The following is a 17,437-nucleotide window of genomic DNA, read 5'->3' on the forward strand; positions in this document are numbered from 1 at the left end:
TTCCCTTGCAACTTCAACCACTTGGCGCTTCCGATCTCTCGTCAGCGGGAGGCGAATTCTACAGCGTTACTCGCTGCTGTCAACACCTCTTTTACTCCGCTTTCGACCGAGAAGATCGAACCGTTGATAAGGCGACAACACACTGCCTGATCAACTCCTTCTGGGCTTCGATGAACTGAAGCAACTCACTGTCGAAAACTGCGTAACTCCTTGTTTACCAAGGAGTTTTCCGTTTAGACTGCGCCGGAAGTGGGGCGAATTATAGACTTCCAGAATCTGCCGTCAACACCTAATTTAACAATTCTGTCATATAAGGCAAAAAACCCCGGAAACACGAAGGCCGGCCCCCCTTCAAGAGAGGGTGCCGGCCTTGTTCCCTTCTATTTACAAGCTAGGGAATGCGAATTGCGACGCCTCATGGCTCGCCCGTTGCGGCCAGCGCTGGGTAATGGCCTTGCGACGAGTGTAGAAACGCACGCCATCCGGACCATACGCATGCAAGTCGCCGAACAGCGAACGCTTCCAGCCACCAAAGCTGTGATACGCCACCGGCACCGGCAAGGGCACGTTGACGCCAACCATGCCGACTTCGATCTCATCGCAGAACAGCCGCGCCGCTTCCCCATCACGGGTAAAGATGCAGGTGCCGTTGCCATACTCGTGATCGTTGATCAGCTGCATGGCCTCTTCCAGGCTGTTGACGCGCACAACGCACAGCACCGGCCCAAAGATCTCTTCTTTATAGATGCGCATTTCTGGCGTGACGTTGTCGAACAGGCAGCCACCCAGGAAGAAACCTTCCTCATGACCGGCCACGCTCAGACCACGACCATCGACGACCAGCGATGCACCCGCCGAAACGCCGTCTTCTATATAGCCACTGACTTTGTCACGAGCCTGACCGGAAACCAACGGCCCCATGTCCAGACCACAGGTCGTACCGGCACCGATTTTCAGCGCCTTGATCTGCGGCGTCAGTTTGGCCACCAACGCATCCGCCACCTGGTCACCGACGCACACCGCCACCGAGATCGCCATGCAACGCTCACCGCAGGAACCGTATGCCGCGCCCATCAGTGCGCTGACAGCGTTATCCAGATCCGCATCCGGCATCAGCACCGCGTGGTTCTTCGCCCCGCCCAGCGCCTGCACGCGTTTGCCGCGCTTGGTGCCTTCGGCATAGATGTATTCGGCAATCGGCGTCGAGCCCACGAAGCTCAGCGCTTTGACTTCCGGCGCTTCGATCAGCGCATCCACCGCCGCCTTGTCGCCATGCACTACGCTCAAAACGCCTTTAGGCAAACCGGCTTCCACCAACAGCTGGGCGATCAGCAGCGTCGAGCTTGGATCACGCTCGGACGGTTTCAGAATGAAGCAGTTGCCGCAGACGATCGCCAGCGGATACATCCACAGCGGCACCATGGCCGGAAAGTTGAAGGGAGTAATACCGGCGACCACGCCCAACGGCTGGAAGTCCGACCAGGCATCGATGTTCGGGCCGACGTTGCGGCTGTATTCACCCTTGAGGATTTCCGGCGCCGCGCAAGCGAACTCGACGTTCTCGATACCGCGCTTCAGTTCACCGGCAGCATCCTCGAGAGTCTTGCCATGTTCTTCGCTGATCAGCTGCGCGATACGCGCTTCGTTCTGCTCCAGCAGTTGCTTGAAGCGAAACATCACCTGGGCACGTTTGGCCGGTGGCGTATTACGCCAGGCCGGAAACGCAGCCTTGGCCGAATCAATGGCCTTCTGAATGGTTTCGCGGCTGGCCAACGGCAGCTTGTGAATGGCCTGGCCGGTCGACGGGTTGAACACGTCGGCGGTGCGACCATCTTCAGTGACCAGTTCGCCGTTGATCAAATGCGGGATAAGGCTCATGCAGGGCTCCAGAAAAGTTGTCCACAGGCGCCCATTCGAGGACGCCTGTATAAAAAGGCTACTGTAGGAGCAAGCTTGCTCGCGATGGACGTCAACGATAATGGGGGCTGCCTGGATGAACGCGGCGCCCTCGTATCCTTCGCGAGCAAGCTCGCTCCTACAAAGGTTTTGTCAAATCAGTCGATTTTGTTCAGCACTTCACCGACCGCGTCGAACAGACGATCAAGGTCTTGCGGCTTGCTGTTGAAGGTTGGGCCGAACTGCAGGGTGTCGCCGCCGAAGCGTACGTAGAACCCAGCTTTCCACAGCGCCATGCCGGCTTCGAACGGACGCACGATGGCGTCGCCGTCACGCGGTGCGATCTGGATCGCGCCGGCCAGGCCGTAGTTACGAATGTCGATAATGTTCTTCGAACCCTTCAGGCCGTGCAGCGCATTTTCGAAATGCGGTGCGACTTCGGCCACGCTCTGCACCAGGTTTTCCTTTTGCAGCAGGTCGAGTGCCGCCAGGCCCGCGGCGCAAGCCACCGGGTGCGCGGAATAGGTATAGCCGTGGGGGAATTCCACCGCGTACTCAGGCGTCGCCTGGTTCATGAAGGTCTGGTAGATCTCGGAGCTGGCAATCACCGCGCCCATCGGGATCGCGCCGTTGGTGACTTGCTTGGCGATGCACATCAGGTCCGGGGTCACGCCGAAGGTATCGGCACCGAACATTTTGCCGGTACGGCCGAAACCGGTGATCACTTCGTCGAACACCAGCAGGATGTTGTGCTGATCGCAGATCTCGCGCAGACGCTTGAGGTAGCCCTGTGGCGGAACCAGCACGCCAGCGGAACCGGCCAACGGCTCGACGAACACGGCGGCGATGTTGGAAGCGTCATGCAGCTCGATCAACTTCAGCAGTTCATCGGCCAGGGCGATACCGCCCTGCTCCGGCATGCCACGCGAGTAAGCGTTGCTCGCCAGCAGGGTGTGTGGCAGGTGATCGACGTCCATCATCGCCTGACCGAACATTTTGCGGTTGCCGTTCACGCCGCCGAGGCTGGTGCCGGCGATGTTCACCCCGTGATAACCACGGGCACGGCCGATCATTTTGGTCTTGGTCGACTGACCTTTCAGGCGCCAGTAGGCGCGGACCATTTTCACTGCGGTGTCGGCGCACTCGGAACCCGAATCGGTGAAGAACACGTGATTCAGGTTGCCCGGTGTCAGGTCGGTGATTTTCTCGGCCAGCTGGAACGACAGCGGGTGCCCGTACTGGAAGCCTGGCGAGTAATCGAGGGTGCCCAACTGCTTGGCGACCGCTTCCTGGATTTCCTTGCGAGTGTGACCGGCGCCGCAGGTCCACAGACCGGACAGCGAATCGTAGACCCTGCGGCCCTTGTCATCGATCAACCAGCTGCCCTCGGCACCGACGATCAGGCGCGGGTCGCGCTGAAAATTGCGGTTGGCGGTGTAAGGCATCCAGTGAGCATCGAGCTTCAGCTGGCTGGCCAGGGAAGACGGGGCGTTTTCGGGCAAGTTCATGAGCAAAACCTCGCAGGGCAATAAGCGGCATAGAGATCAAAAGCGTTCTTGCAGCTAAATTGCCACGGGGATAAAGTCGGTGAAATCCAACTTTTCTAACGTTCAGTCGGCCACCCACTAAACTTTGAGTCATTAGCGCATGAGCAGCCGCCGTCCCGATCCGTTGGCACAAGTCAGCGACTTTGATATCCGCCTGCTGCGGATTTTTCGCAGCGTGGTCGAATGTGGCGGTTTCTCCGCGGCAGAATCGGTACTGGGGATCGGCCGTTCGGCCATCAGCCAGCAAATGAGCGACCTGGAGCAGCGCCTCGGCCTGCGGCTGTGCCAACGCGGGCGTGCCGGGTTTTCCCTGACCGAAGAAGGTCGCGAGGTTTACCAGTCGGCATTGCAACTGTTAAGTGCCCTGGAAAGTTTCCGCACCGAAGTCAACGGTCTGCACCAACACTTGCGCGGCGAGTTGACCATCGGCCTGACCGACAACCTGGTCACCCTCCCCCATATGCGCATCACCCACGCCCTGGCGCAACTGAAGGAACGGGGCCCGGATGTGCAGATTCAGATCCGCATGATTGCGCCCAACGAAGTCGAACAAGGCGTACTCGACGGTCGCTTGCATGTCGGCGTGGTACCGCAGGCCAGTGCGCTGTCGGGCCTGGAATATCAGCCGCTCTACAGCGAACGTTCGCTGCTGTATTGCGCGGTCGGTCACCCGTTGTTTTATGTCGACGACAAACAATTGGATGACGAACGCCTCAACAGCCAGGACGCCATCGCGCCGACCTTCCGTCTGCCGGCCGAGATCCAGGCCCATTACCAGGCACTCAATTGCACCGCCAGCGCGTCCGACCGTGAAGGCATGGCCTTCCTGATCCTGACCGGACGCTACATCGGATACTTGCCGGACCACTACGCCAGCCTCTGGGTACAGCAAGGTCGCTTGCGTGCGCTGAAACCGACAGCGCGGTTCTATGACCTGAGCCTGGCGTCGGTCACACGCAAGGGCCGCCGCCCGCACCTGGTGCTGGAAAGCTTCCTCGAAAGCCTGGCCGCGACGCGCTGAAAGCGATGGAAACCTGTAGGAGCGAAGCTTGCTCGCGAAAGCGGTATGTCAGCTGTATTTGATATCGACTGACACGCCGCCTTCGCTCCTACAGGGTTGTGGCGTTCGGGTTTTATCGCATCAGGACTTGTCTGATCCCCATGGGTACGCTATCAACGCACTGGTTGCGCCCACCCACCTGTTCGGAAGTGCCTATGACCTTTGAAGTCCCAGCCCACGGTGGCAAACCCGCCAGCCGCATTCGCCAGAAGAATGAAGAGACCATCATCAAAGCTGCCGAAGACGAGTTTGCCCGTCACGGGTTCAAAGGCACGAGCATGAACACCATCGCCCTGAATGCCGGGCTGCCCAAAGCGAACCTGCATTACTACTTCACCAACAAACTCGGTTTGTACGTGGCGGTGCTGAGCAATATCATCGAACTGTGGGACAGCACCTTCAATACCCTGACGGCCGAGGACGATCCGGCTGAAGCGCTGACGCGGTATATCCGCGCCAAGATGGAGTTCTCGCGACGTCAACCTCAAGCCTCGCGGATCTTCGCGATGGAAGTCATCAGCGGTGGCGAATGCCTGACCGAATATTTCAACCAGGACTACCGCGCCTGGTTCCAGGGGCGGGCGGCGGTGTTCCAGGCGTGGATCGACGCGGGCAAGATGGACCCGGTCGACCCGGTCAACCTGATCTTCCTGTTGTGGGGCAGCACCCAGCATTATGCTGACTTCGCCACGCAGATCTGTCGTGTCAGCGGACGCAGCAAGCTGACCCGGCAGGACATGGAAGACGCCGGCAATAACCTGATCCGAATCATCCTCAAGGGCTGCGGCCTGACCCCTACTGTCTAAGACACTTATGCCTTTTACCCTCAGCGACTTCTGTGAATACCGCGAAGAGATTCGCAAAAGCCGCTTCATCACCCTTGCCTCCCCCATCGGCAGCCCGGCTGACGCCCAGGCGTTCATCGAGCAGCACAGCGATTTGAATGCCACGCACAACTGTTGGGCGTGGAAGCTCGGCGATCAATACCGCAGCACCGACGATGGCGAACCTGGCGGCACCGCCGGGCGACCGATTCTGGCGGCGATCGAAGCCCAGGATTGCGATCAGGTCGCAGTGCTGGTGATCCGCTGGTACGGCGGTATCCAACTGGGCACCGGTGGCCTCGCCCGGGCGTATGGCGGCGGTGCCAACAAGTGCCTGCAAGCGGCGCCGAAAATCGAGTTGATCAGTCGGGTGCCGGTGAGTTGTGCCTGTGCGTTTGCCGAATTGGCACTGGTAAAACTTCGGGTAGCCGAGGCAGGGGGTTTGATTGTGGAGGAAACCTTCACCGCCAATGGTGTCGAGTTGCAACTAGCCGTTGGCGCGGCCCGGATCGACACCCTGCAATCGCAACTGGCTGACCTGAGTCGCGGACGCATTCTGTTGCAGCACTAATCGCACCAACAACGTTCACTGCCCGTTCGTCACAGCGATGTACTTGCCCACAACTGCTGTGCACCCGGCTGTGGATAACCTGAGCACATCCGGCTGTAACCCTTCTGTCATGCGGCTTTGCGGCCGTTGTACACTTTTCGTCCAATGTGCCATCAAATTAGCTAAATCCATGCAAAAACAAACAGTTAGCGTGGTTTATCACCTTTAGGACAAAGCCGCACTTTGCTTATGCCCGGGCCCGGCGCTTGCGCACAAATACTGTGGAGCAATCTGTGGATAACCCGTTCATGAGTGTCGCCGCCCCACATCCGGCATGGGCTGGTTGCGGCTGCTCGTTTTTTGACCAGAGCCCCTGAGCAAAACCGGAGCCTGATCAAGGGTTTTGCGCTTAAGTAGTGCCTGGTCAGGGATCGACATAGTGCAAGGCGCCTCGCACAGCCCCCTGCTGTGCACGACGTTTCGATTTGCTCCATAAATACAGGGAGCAACAAGGCTGAAGCCTGGAGTATGCTCCAGGGCCAAGCCCCCTCGAGACGTGCGCGCCCTCACGTAACTGCTGCAACATAAGCTCAAGCTGATCGAAACCCGCATGGCCGGACTCGACACGTTGCGACATGAGTTGCAGCAACGTATCGGGCAGCATTGTCCTTTGAATCCGTGATCTTCATTCATCAAGGAAACCACTCATGTCTACGGCAAAAACCGCACTCATCATCGGTGCCTCCCGGGGCCTGGGCCTCGGTCTGGTGAAAACCCTGCTGGCGGATGGCTGGCAAGTCACCGCCACCGTGCGCAACCCACAGAACGCCGAAGCCTTGCAGGCGTTGGGCGCGGTGCGGATCGAAAAACTCGACATGGACGATCAGCAGGCGGTGATCGCCCTGAGCCAACGACTCAAGAACGAAGTGTTCGACCTGTTGTTCGTCAATGCCGGGGTCAAGGGCCCGGACGTTCAAACACCGGGTGGCGCGACGCTGGCCGAAGTCGGCCAGCTGTTCTTCACCAATGCGGTGGCCCCGATCAATCTGGCACAGCGCTTTTCCGCGCAGATCCGTCCAGAGACCGGCGTGCTGGCATTCATGAGTTCGGTGCTGGGCAGCGTGACCATGCCCGACGCGCCGGAACTGGCGTTGTACAAGGCCAGCAAGGCGGCGCTGAACTCCATGACCAACAGTTTCGTGACGCAGCTGGGCGAGCAGAAACTCACGGTGTTGTCGCTGCATCCGGGCTGGGTGAAAACCGATATGGGCGGTGAAGGTGCGGATATCGATGTGCAAACCAGTACTCGCGGGTTGGTTGATCAGGTCAACGCGTACACCGGCAAGGGCGGGCATCATTTTGTGAATTACCGGGGTGAAACCATCCCCTGGTAAACACCGCGGTGCCCCCCTGTAGGAGCTGGCTTGCCAGGCGAAGGCGGCGTATCAGTCAGCATCATTGTTGGCAGTGACGACGCCTTCGCTGGCAAGCCAGCTCCTACAGGGGGTTGCGTCGCCGGTCGGGGTGGGCTTGCCCGCAGCGCAGTTTTGTTCGAAACTGCGCACCTCGTCCCCCGCGGCGACCCTGGATCAGCAGACAGGGCAACACTGAGCTGGCAACCCTGAACCCAACTTTCAGAGGAGCCGGCCACTATGCCTGCGACCCGTACCTGGTTAAAAAACCCCCTCGCGATTTTCACGGCCAACGACCTCGATGCCCGTGGCGGCCTGGTGCTGCAAGACGGTTTGATCGTCGAAGTGCTCGCTGCCGGCCAGCAGCCTTCCATACCCTGTGGACAAGTCTTCGATGCCCGCGAGCATGTGATCCTGCCGGGGCTGATCAACACCCATCACCACTTCTATCAGACCCTGACCCGCGCCTGGGCGCCGGTGGTCAATCAGCCGTTGTTCCCGTGGCTGAAAACCCTGTACCCGGTCTGGGCCCGCCTCACCCCTGAAAAACTCGCCCTCGCCAGTAAAGTCGCGTTGGCCGAGCTGCTGCTGTCCGGCTGCACTACCGCTGCCGATCACCATTACCTGTTCCCGCAAGGCCTGGAAAATGCGATCGACGTGCAAGTCGAGAGCGTTCGCGAACTGGGCATGCGCGCCATGCTCACTCGCGGTTCGATGAGCCTCGGCGAAAAGGACGGCGGCCTGCCACCGCAGCAGACCGTGCAGGAAGGCGAAGTGATCCTGGCCGACAGCCAACGCCTGATCGCCGAGTACCACGAACGGGGTGACGGCGCACAGATCCAGATCGCGCTGGCGCCCTGCTCGCCGTTTTCGGTGACCCCGCAAATCATGTCGGCCAGTGCCGAACTGGCCAATAAACTCGATGTGCGCCTGCACACCCACCTGGCGGAAACCCTCGATGAGGAAGACTTCTGCCTGCAGCGTTTCGGCCTGCGCACCGTGGATTACCTGGACAGCGTCGGCTGGCTCGGCCCGCGCACCTGGCTGGCGCACGGTATCCATTTCAACCCGGATGAAATCGCTCGTCTCGGCGCGGCGGGCACCGGAATTTGCCATTGCCCGAGTTCGAACATGCGCCTGGCTTCCGGTATCTGCCCGACCCTGGACCTGACCGCCGCCGGCGCCTTGCTCGGCCTGGGCGTGGACGGTTCGGCCTCCAACGATGCCTCGAACATGATGCTCGAAACCCGTCAGGCGCTGTACATCCAGCGGCTGCGTTACGGCGCGGAAAAGATCACTCCGCAATTGGTGCTGGGATGGGCCACCAAGGGCTCCGCGCAATTGCTCGGGCGCACGGACATCGGTGAATTGGCGGTGGGCAAGCAGGCGGATCTGGCGCTGTTCAAGCTCGATGAACTGCGCTTCTCCGGCAGTCATGATCCGGTGTCTGCGTTGTTGCTGTGCGGCGCGGATCGGGCGGATCGGGTGATGGTGGGCGGCAAGTGGCGGGTGATCGATGGGCAGGTTGAAGGGCTGGATTTGAAGGGGTTGATTGCGGATCACAGCCAGGCGGCTCGGCAGTTGATAGCCGGCGTCTGACACAACACAAATCTCCCACAGGGGTTTGTCGTGGTCCTAGAGACCGATCAGCGACAACATGATGAAGGTCGCAAACAATACAAAGTGGGTCATCCCTTCGATGGCATTGGTTTCGCCATCGTTGAGGTTGATCGCGCTGACGATCAGGGTGAGGAAGACCATCACGGTCTGCACCGGAGTCATCGCCATCTGGAATGGCTGGCCCGTGTAGAGCGCCATCGCTTCCATCACCGGCACTGTCAGGATCACCGTCGACAGCGACGCGCCCATGGCGATGTTGACCACCGACTGCATGCGGTTGGCCAGCGCCGCGCGCAACGCCGTCAGGATTTCCGGTGCCGCGGAAATCGCCGCCACCAGGATCGCCGTGATCACCGGCGGTGCCCCCGAACCTTCCAGCCCCAGGTCGAGGGTCTTGGACATCACTTCGGCCAGAGCGCCGATCACCACCACACCAAACACCAACGTCCCGATGCTCAATGTCAGGTTGATCGGCTCCGGCTCTGCGGTCAGCTCCTTCTTGCGACGTTTTTCCGGATAGCTGTAGCTGAAGAAATAGCTATGCGGCCCGACCTGCATGCGCAGGAACAGGGTGTAGAGCACGACCATCGCGCCAATGGTGAAAGCCGAATAGAGTTTCCAGTTCGCCTCGGGAATGAACTCCGGCACCACCATGGACACGCCCATGGCGGTGAGGATCATCACGCTGTAGCTGCGTGCCGAGTCGTCGTTGTAGGACTGCTCGCCATGCTTGATCCCGCCCATCAACGCAGCCAGACCGAGGATGCCATTGATGTCGAGCATAAGCGTTTTCTAGACATATTAATGGGTATACCAAACCTATACTCATTAAAATCAATTGGTTACGAGCATTTTTTGACACTGAAAATTTGACACCGTCAAACGAGTGGCTACTTTTCAAGGAGACCTTCGCCAATGGCCAAATCCCATGCTCAGTTACGAAATCACCGACGACTCCCTGTATTTCAGTTGGCCAGACGACGAAACAATACTTGGGTTTCGCTCTTCTACCCTGGCCGTTCCCCCTTGTTTTGACAGAGCTGCGCTCGTTCAAATGGCTGAAGGAATCAAAAGCTTGTGCCTGAGTAATGCTGTGACCAGCTATAGGGGCCACTTCAGGTCTGCAAGAAACATTTTCAGCCAGGTTAAAAGCGATTCCCGACCGTTTCCGCCTGAACCAGAAAACTGGGACAGCTTTGTCTTATCGCATTACGGTAATTTCCTTACAGATTCCCGGCGGAAATACAAAACGAGAATTGACCATTGGTCAGGGATTGCTTTTCTCTACAAGAAGCTCCAACGCAGCGGATTTATTCCCCCAGATGTTTATATTCCTAATGAAACGCTTTCCTTTAATGCGACATCAGATAGTAACAATAGCAGCCCACTTGGCCATGAACGTGAAAGGGCCCCCATTCCAAAGGACATCAAATGCTTGCTACCAAAAAAATATCTAATCGAGGATGGCTTAAGCCTAAATGATGACGCATATCTTCTGAATCTCAAAAAGACCCTAGACCTTCGGACAGACACAGTTGTTGATTGCTGCGTCGACTACTGGGAAAAAATGCTTCGGTGCCATGAGAAAGGTAGAACTATTATTGAAAGCATTCCAACTCAAGAAATAGAAGATGTGTTGTCTTCAGGCTGCTTCCACAAAAACGGTAAACATCTTGCAGATCCTTCTACAGAAAATGGAATGCGCTGGTTTCTCGCTACAGCGTACTATTACTTAAATTTTACCGATGAGCTTCCAACTTTAACTTATAAAGGGCTTAAAAGAATACCATTTTTCCACGGTGTCATACAAAACTCGCACACCAGACCGAAACTCACTTCCGGTATCTGGAGAATTGCTGGAGATGATGGCATTGAAAACAATCAGGTGATCGAAACATTTAATCGCCTACTAGGAAATCTCTCACCTAGAGACTGCGCGGTTGCTTGCGCGATTGTGATCACTGAAAATCCAACATTCAACCCATCAGCGCTCGGTAACGTTAAGCTCTATACCCAAGATGGAAAATTCTACCTCCGAGGAAACTCGGATACAAAACGCATTACTCTAAGTGTGAGTAAGCCGCGCGCTAGAGAGCGGAAAGTTTCCGTCCTTCCACCTCTCAGCACACGAATTGTCGAATATGTGATTCGGTGTACAAAATTTATCAGAGAACGACTTCTTGATAAAAAGAAAAGCGGCTGGAGAAAACTTTTTTTAATTTCGACACGCTATCAGATAGGGTCTAACCCCGAGTTTACAAAGTCGCTATCTACCAATCCAGGACTTTCTCTGTACGACATTTACACATTGCGGTTAAAAAATGTCGGCATAACCTCACCCATGGTTAACCTATATCGACTTAGATGCACGCAGGGAATACTGGAATTTTTACGTACAGGAAGCCTCCAGGCAGTAGCAGATCTATTAGGAAATTCCGTTCAAGTTGTTGAAGCCAAATATATTCCTAAATGGATGGTTCACCGCTGGAATACTAGATTGTTAAGAGTCCTACATCAAAAATTAATTCTAGTTTCCACAGAGGGCAGCCCATGGCAACAGGAGGCTTCTGATTTTGAAACAAGAGAAGATCTCCAGAACTTTATTCGAAAAGTACTCCTGGGCCTAAACAGGGGTGACGCTTTGAGCGAAGCCATCCGCTCTCGACTGGGGCATTACGCTGCTGATCCAAGCTCGCTTATTCAGATGTTCGTAGAAAGTGAAATATTGTTTCAGTTATGTCCAAAAAGCCTCGCAGCGATTTATGCGTATGCAGACGTGATTGAAAAAATGCCACGCGAGGAAAGAATGAAAATTGATCCCGGAACAGATCTCCCACTCTGGGTCTATGTAATCCTAAAAAACTTTTTACCCAAACCGCTAATCTGGACTTCAATACCGCCTCGAACGCAGAAATCGCAATCGCGGACAGGATTGGAGGCGATTCATTGAGTTTATTAAAGAAAGCACACGCTGAAGCACAAAACCTAGCCAAGAAATTCCAGCCATTAGTTGAGGCTTTATAATGAACCCATTGATGGTAACTTTTGCATGAATGATCTCCAAACAGATTTAAACGAAGCACGCATCCGAGCCATGATCGATCAGGCCGAATCGAAAAGTAGATTGAACAAACGTGATCTTACGTATAAGGCTGACTGGTTGGTGTCAGGTGAAATAGGCAGTGATAAATGGGCAGTCAGCTTTCCAAATATTAATGAACCTACCTTTATTGACTTTAATCGTCTAATGCCGGACGGGAGCAACTTAACCGACGAAAGTAATCAGCGGCTTTTAACGACACTACAAAAGTGGCTCTACCACTGTCGAATGGGTACTCTTACCGGCAAACTTGTCGCTCCAGGTCGTTGGATGAATTACCTCCAGTTCTCGTTCAACCTAGCATCTTGGATAAAGCTACACCGATTCATTTATAAGCCTGAAGCAAATGGATTTATGCTGCTTGATACTGATGCTTGTGAAGCGATAGCTGATGAGCTGAGTACAGGTGGCTGGAATTCGGCACTGCTACTCAAAGAAAGATTCATTACACACCTTTTTCAAGTGATTGAGACGCAGTGTACCCTTGAAGCAGTCCTCGACAATTTAGACGAGCTTGATGAGCAATTCAAGTCATCAGCCATTCGCTACTTTCAGGATAATAATTTGTACGTAGGTATCGCACAAGACAGTAATTACACGAAAGGAATGCTTTCTCGAGAATATATTGCAGAAGTCTTGGGAAAAGCACCTACAGCACTTCACGCGCCGAGCTTCAGATTATTTATTAGGCAATTCGAGCCAAAACTTACAAACGCAGATGTTTTGCAGGTCGGCACGCGCAAAAACCTTCATTACACCCAAAATACCAAATCGATAGAGGAAGCAGCCGATACCAGTTTGAGCGTTAAACACTTCAAAGATCAGCTTTACTTTATGAAGTTGTTTTTCAATGGGCATAGCAAATTGCCTGATGACATCCCAAAAATAGATATCGATATTGAAGCTTTGGTCAAGGAATATGCAACCAACCTCAAAAATCCAGGACACACTAATTTAATCCCGCTCACGATTGGACTGGACGCGCTAAATGAAGCAGCGAAGTGGGTAACGGTATATGGCGAGGCAGTTGTAAACTCCTTGATTTTTTACATCGAGAAATTCAGAGAAATCGACGAAAATTATTCACTTTCTAAACAATCCGTGAAGAAGCAAGAGCTTTTTGAAGAAACTAAACATCTATGGATGACTAAGGATATAGAGGGATTGCCTGCCCAGCGATTAGATGAAGCGTTAAACATTACCAAACTGCAAACCAAAAAGAAAAAAAAATTTCCCAACTGGCGAAACGCATTATAAAGCTGTTATGGAAAGTTTTTTTGGCGCCTGCGCATTAGTCATCGGTATGCTTAAGCCAATTCGCAACAAGGAAATAAGCCATCTCGATCGGGCGTGCCTATGGCTTGATAATCCTGGCGGCGGAGCATTTTTGGAACATGAAGCCGGGAAAGCGGGCCAGATAGGAATTAACCCAGATATCATACGCCCGATACCATCACTGACTGCCCGAGCCATTCAACTCCTTCAAGTTCTTGGTGTTGGACTCTCTAAAATTTATAATGATGAACGGCCTCACGCCGAGAAATTGTTTTATATACCCGGCAGGGGTTTCAAGCTCCCGCCACCGAAATGCAATATGTGGAAAGTAAACTTATGCTTGAATAGCTTTTGCGAGATTATTAACACGCCAATAGACAAAAAAGGTCGCCGTTGGTATATCCGCGTGCACGAAATGCGAAAGTTCTTTCTCCTGATAACTCACCGCCACTACGGGGACGGGTCTAAAGAGTTGCTTAGATATTTAGCAGGGCACGCTGATCGTAGGAACATTGATGACTATACTGCTTATGACATATCCGACGCCGAAGCGATACGGTACGAATCCGAGTGTATCGACGACAAGCTCATTGCTTTAGAACTGGGAGTATTAACGAAAGAAGGAAATGATGGGTTAGTCGCTCTCCACGCCGAGGCACTTAAGCACTTCGATGCAACGAGCATATCAACCATAAGCAAAAGCGAATTCATGAAATATCTAGACAAAGTGGGATATCGCTCCGACTTTGATATGAAAACTTATTCAATCAGGCTGGAAAATTACGACGCTGAAGTCTATGCCATCGATTTTGCTATTAAACTAGGCGAAAGAAAAGATGAGAAATACGACAAGTGAAAATTTTAGACTTCGTCTAAAGTGGTTAGCAGAGGTCACCGAGAGAAAAATTAATCCATCTAAACTGGAAATAAATGCGCTAAGCACAATGCATCTTTTTTGTGGCCTGAGGGTATCCAAATGGTTCGATAAAATTTCGTTAAACTCATTAAAGAGCGCTGCTTTAGAACTTAGCGAGCAGCAACGTGGACTGGATCTCTGGATTGATCTCAAGTCCATGAGGGCAGCAGCTTTCGCTTTGCATGTTCCCAACGCCGCTACACCGCCAACCGCCCCTATGCCTTCCGCTGAAGACCAGGCAAAAAGCGCCTTACTAGATGCGCACATAAGCTCTATGGCTTATTTTGAACTTTACAAATTTATGTCGCTTCTCGTCCAGCAAAACTCAAATAATGCAAGCGAAATATTGGCAAGCATTGATATAAAACTTCAGACCTCAAAGGCAAAACATCATTCTTTTCTGATACACCACAACAACTTTACCGCATCCAGCCTTACTGTGATCAAAGGAGGAAAAGACGGTGGGTAAGCAATTATATACCATTTATGAGAAAGCTAGGCTGCCCGGAAAGGCAATACCCATATACAAAAAAAACAAAGATAATTTCATAGGAAAAACCAAAGTAATTAATAACTTGGTGCTAGTCCGATGGCCTAATGGACGCCCGTGCCATTTGATAAACATGTGGCTTACTCATATATGTGCTACTACCAATGCAACAGAAACCGCCAAAACATATGCTGCTCAAATTTCATCATTCGCTCGATACTGCTACAGGAACCAAGTTTCAATTACAGAGTTCACCGAACACAATTTCGTAGCCATGAAGGAATTTTTAGTTCAAGAAACGATTGTGACGGCAACCGGTGTACGGCTGGCTCGTAACAACAACCAAACAATACAGATTCAAAAACGCACATTAGATTTCCTGCACTGGATAACCGACAATCACCCAGAAGTATCAATATTTAAACTCGTCGGGGTCAAGGATACTGGTGCGAACATCACAGTAGAGGTAAAATTTAGCAAGTGGAATGGAAGAAGCTATCTATATCACCCAGAAATAGTTTCTCCAGTCCCTTACAACGATGACAAAGTTCCAATCGACGAAGAAACCATCCAAAAACTCCAAAATGAGATCATCCGAAAGCACGACGTGGAACATTTGCCAGCTCGCTCAAAACTCAAATCGATAAAAGATATCGACCTGTTCACCGCTACCAACATATATTTATATGAGCGGCGAATGTGTCTTATTAGGACGATGAAACTTATGGGGCTTCGCCCAGAAGAGCTGCACGAACTCCCTTTGGAGCTAAATAACAACATCAGGAGGACAAAGCAAATTACAGCCCCAACAAGGAAACGAGGCGACCCAAGCCTTGTTCGCAGATTTAAAATCGACTTTCCGTCCGCCCGGCGTTTCAATCAATATCTAGAGGCTCGTCAAGAATACATAGATTTTTTACAATCAAAAGGCATTTATTGCTTACAACCAAATAATTTTTTTATAGGTGAAAACGGCAAGGCGCTAAAGAAATCGTCAATTACCAAGGAGTTTGATCGATTGTGCGAAGGTGCAGGCCTAACGAGTTCACGCGTATGCCTCTCAATGTTTAGGCATCGCTTTGTTACTCGCGAAATCAACATTAGGCTTGAAGCACGGTTCGCTAAAAAGCCGCACCTAAAAAATGGATGGACGCCTGAACTTAGGGATAGCGTATGCCTGGAGGTGGCTGAACTTACAGGCCACGCTGATCCCGACTCACTGTACAATTATTTTTACGCAGAATATAAGGCCATCACTTCGATCTCTAGCTATAGTGAAAAATTGAGGATTCGTGATGAACTCGAATCGGCTAAAGAGGACTTAGTCAATCTGGAGCATCAATCGCGGCTACGAAAAATCGATTTGACGTCAGAACTCCAGTTGATAAGAACTCGTATAAATGAAATGCATTCAAAGCTGTTCGGATTTGAGTGAGCAAGGCTCAAGCGCAAAGATGGTAGGCGTACAGTGACGCGTAGTGCAAACGCATTAACTGTGCGCTCTATATGCCTTAACGATTTCTCGTAACAATTTATATCCGCCTATGGAAAACGGTTACTCAGCCATAATTTTGTCCCATCGATGCTGGCAGTAACTACATTTACCCTCGGAGTACAACCGTTCTTCCAGGGATAGTGGCTCTTCGCAGTCTTCGCAACTGGAGTACTCCAGCTCACTGAAGCATGCCGCACATTCACCCTCGTCAACCAACAACGCATCTTCTCCACATTCGGGGCATGCGCAGGTGACTGGTTCATCGCCATCCTTAACGCGCCAGTGATTTCGACCCGCCATACGAGCAGAAACAGCCGGCCCAACGACGGCTGCGTATAAAGCTTCCTCCTGACAACTGCTACAGATGAACGTGATAGCGTCACGCGTTGCTGTTGGATCAATTACTTTCACCAGCCGAGATTCACATTCAGGGCAAATCATGGAATCAATAGATTCCGTTACAGCATCAAAAGGCCAACTTACCGAGTTGAGGTTTTCCTGGCAAGCTCTCAGCTCTGCTTCCAAAACCGCCGTCACACTAAGCATGAGATCCCAACATTCCTGTCCTAGAATGTCCACAGGCCGCTCATCTAAGTGAGGCTCACAAAACTGTGTTATAAGGTGCAACGCGTTCGCAACCGCTTCCTTCATGCGTTCGACAGGTAACTGGCTATAGTAGTGCTCAATATCGTTGCGAATATCTTGCAGCGCTTTGAGGAGCTTCCAGTCCACTCCAGTAATGCCCAAGGCATTCAGTCGTTCAATGATGTCCTGAACTTCAACAGTTTTTTTACCCTTTCCGATCCAAATAACCTCTCCGGTTGCAGGGTCAGTCACTGGGATAACCCTGGTCTTAAGAAGTGCTTCATCTGAATTTATAGGGCTTAGCTGCTGTAGCTTGTATTTGAATAGCAGAAGTATTCCCGCGTACAGATTTCGAATTGCGGAAAGCACTCTGCGATCATCATCTTCGTGGAAATCCTCCATCCCAACCTGGATGGATTCCACTGCATTCCTTAGCATCGACATAAGAAGCGTCCTCACGGTTTCAGCGCATGAGTGTAGCGCGTCCTCAGGGTCATGGAAGCACATATGACACCGTTCGCTGATGGAGAAAATCTCGAAGGTGGGGAGCTCTGGGCTCTGAGTCCGTAGGCTCTGGGTGAACGCTCCCAGAGCCTTTTGTGGAGCTCAAGGCAAACAGCGTAATTAGGAATACCGCGTCAGATCAGGAGATATTCTGCCTTCCAAG

At 52.8% G+C, this 17,437-nt stretch carries 13 protein-coding genes and 1 pseudogene; 10 read left to right on the top strand and 4 right to left on the bottom strand.

Features of this window, described 5'->3' with window-relative positions; translation table 11 throughout:
• Window positions 1-384: 384 nt before the first annotated feature.
• Both BZ163_RS07885 and BZ163_RS07890 read right to left on the bottom strand, forming a co-directional pair.
• Complete coding sequence (locus BZ163_RS07885) at window positions 385-1,878, bottom strand: CoA-acylating methylmalonate-semialdehyde dehydrogenase (protein WP_128870466.1); 1,494 nt, start codon at window positions 1,876-1,878, stop codon at window positions 385-387.
• Window positions 1,879-2,054: 176 nt separating this feature from the next.
• Entirely contained in the window at window positions 2,055-3,404 is a 1,350-nt protein-coding gene (locus BZ163_RS07890; protein WP_128870467.1) for an aspartate aminotransferase family protein, read from the bottom strand.
• Between the two features lie 139 nt (window positions 3,405-3,543).
• On the opposite strand from BZ163_RS07890, the gene BZ163_RS07895 reads away from it, so the two are divergent.
• From BZ163_RS07895 to BZ163_RS07915, 5 genes are all read left to right on the top strand, one after another.
• Window positions 3,544-4,464 carry a LysR family transcriptional regulator gene (locus BZ163_RS07895; RefSeq protein ID WP_064679855.1) on the top strand — a complete coding sequence of 307 codons (921 nt, stop codon included), beginning with the start codon at window positions 3,544-3,546 and terminating at the stop codon, window positions 4,462-4,464.
• 194 nt (window positions 4,465-4,658) lie between these two features.
• Window positions 4,659-5,309 carry a TetR/AcrR family transcriptional regulator gene (locus BZ163_RS07900; RefSeq protein WP_128870468.1) on the top strand — a complete coding sequence of 217 codons (651 nt, stop codon included), beginning with the start codon at window positions 4,659-4,661 and terminating at the stop codon, window positions 5,307-5,309.
• 7 nt (window positions 5,310-5,316) lie between these two features.
• Window positions 5,317-5,898 (top strand): YigZ family protein, encoded by a 582-nt coding sequence (locus tag BZ163_RS07905; RefSeq protein WP_128870469.1) that lies wholly within the window; start codon window positions 5,317-5,319, stop codon window positions 5,896-5,898.
• Window positions 5,899-6,584: 686 nt separating this feature from the next.
• Window positions 6,585-7,271 (top strand): SDR family oxidoreductase, encoded by a 687-nt coding sequence (locus tag BZ163_RS07910; RefSeq protein ID WP_128870470.1) that lies wholly within the window; start codon window positions 6,585-6,587, stop codon window positions 7,269-7,271.
• A 258-nt stretch (window positions 7,272-7,529) separates the two neighbouring features.
• Window positions 7,530-8,888: an 8-oxoguanine deaminase gene (locus BZ163_RS07915; protein ID WP_128870471.1), complete on the top strand. Its 1,359-nt coding sequence runs from the start codon at window positions 7,530-7,532 to the stop codon at window positions 8,886-8,888.
• Between the two features lie 36 nt (window positions 8,889-8,924).
• Here the strand turns inward: BZ163_RS07915 and BZ163_RS07920 are convergent.
• A pseudogene (locus BZ163_RS07920) lies at window positions 8,925-9,695 on the bottom strand (calcium:proton antiporter); the annotation flags it as partial.
• Between the two features lie 142 nt (window positions 9,696-9,837).
• Between BZ163_RS07920 and BZ163_RS07925 the strand changes: the two are divergent.
• From BZ163_RS07925 to BZ163_RS07945, 5 genes are all read left to right on the top strand, one after another.
• A complete protein-coding gene (locus BZ163_RS07925; protein ID WP_128870472.1) occupies window positions 9,838-11,859 on the top strand; it encodes a hypothetical protein in 2,022 nt (673 codons plus the stop codon).
• Window positions 11,860-11,958: 99 nt separating this feature from the next.
• A complete protein-coding gene (locus BZ163_RS07930; RefSeq protein ID WP_128870473.1) occupies window positions 11,959-13,266 on the top strand; it encodes a hypothetical protein in 1,308 nt (435 codons plus the stop codon).
• A 7-nt stretch (window positions 13,267-13,273) separates the two neighbouring features.
• On the top strand, window positions 13,274-14,140 hold the full coding sequence (locus BZ163_RS07935; RefSeq protein WP_128870474.1) for a hypothetical protein: 867 nt from the start codon (window positions 13,274-13,276) through the stop codon (window positions 14,138-14,140).
• On the top strand, window positions 14,121-14,669 hold the full coding sequence (locus BZ163_RS07940) for a hypothetical protein (RefSeq protein WP_128870475.1): 549 nt from the start codon (window positions 14,121-14,123) through the stop codon (window positions 14,667-14,669). Before BZ163_RS07935 ends, BZ163_RS07940 begins: the two co-directional genes overlap by 20 nt.
• Entirely contained in the window at window positions 14,662-16,125 is a 1,464-nt protein-coding gene (locus BZ163_RS07945; RefSeq protein WP_128870476.1) for a hypothetical protein, read from the top strand. The genes BZ163_RS07940 and BZ163_RS07945 overlap by 8 nt, the downstream gene beginning before the upstream one ends.
• A gap of 120 nt (window positions 16,126-16,245) precedes the next feature.
• Here BZ163_RS07945 and BZ163_RS35030 read toward each other — a convergent pair whose 3' ends face one another.
• A complete protein-coding gene (locus BZ163_RS35030) occupies window positions 16,246-17,193 on the bottom strand; it encodes a hypothetical protein (RefSeq protein ID WP_178110442.1) in 948 nt (315 codons plus the stop codon).
• Window positions 17,194-17,437: the final 244 nt, after the last annotated feature.

The organism is Pseudomonas sp. VI4.1, from assembly GCF_002029345.1.
In the GTDB taxonomy this organism is placed as follows: domain Bacteria; phylum Pseudomonadota; class Gammaproteobacteria; order Pseudomonadales; family Pseudomonadaceae; genus Aquipseudomonas.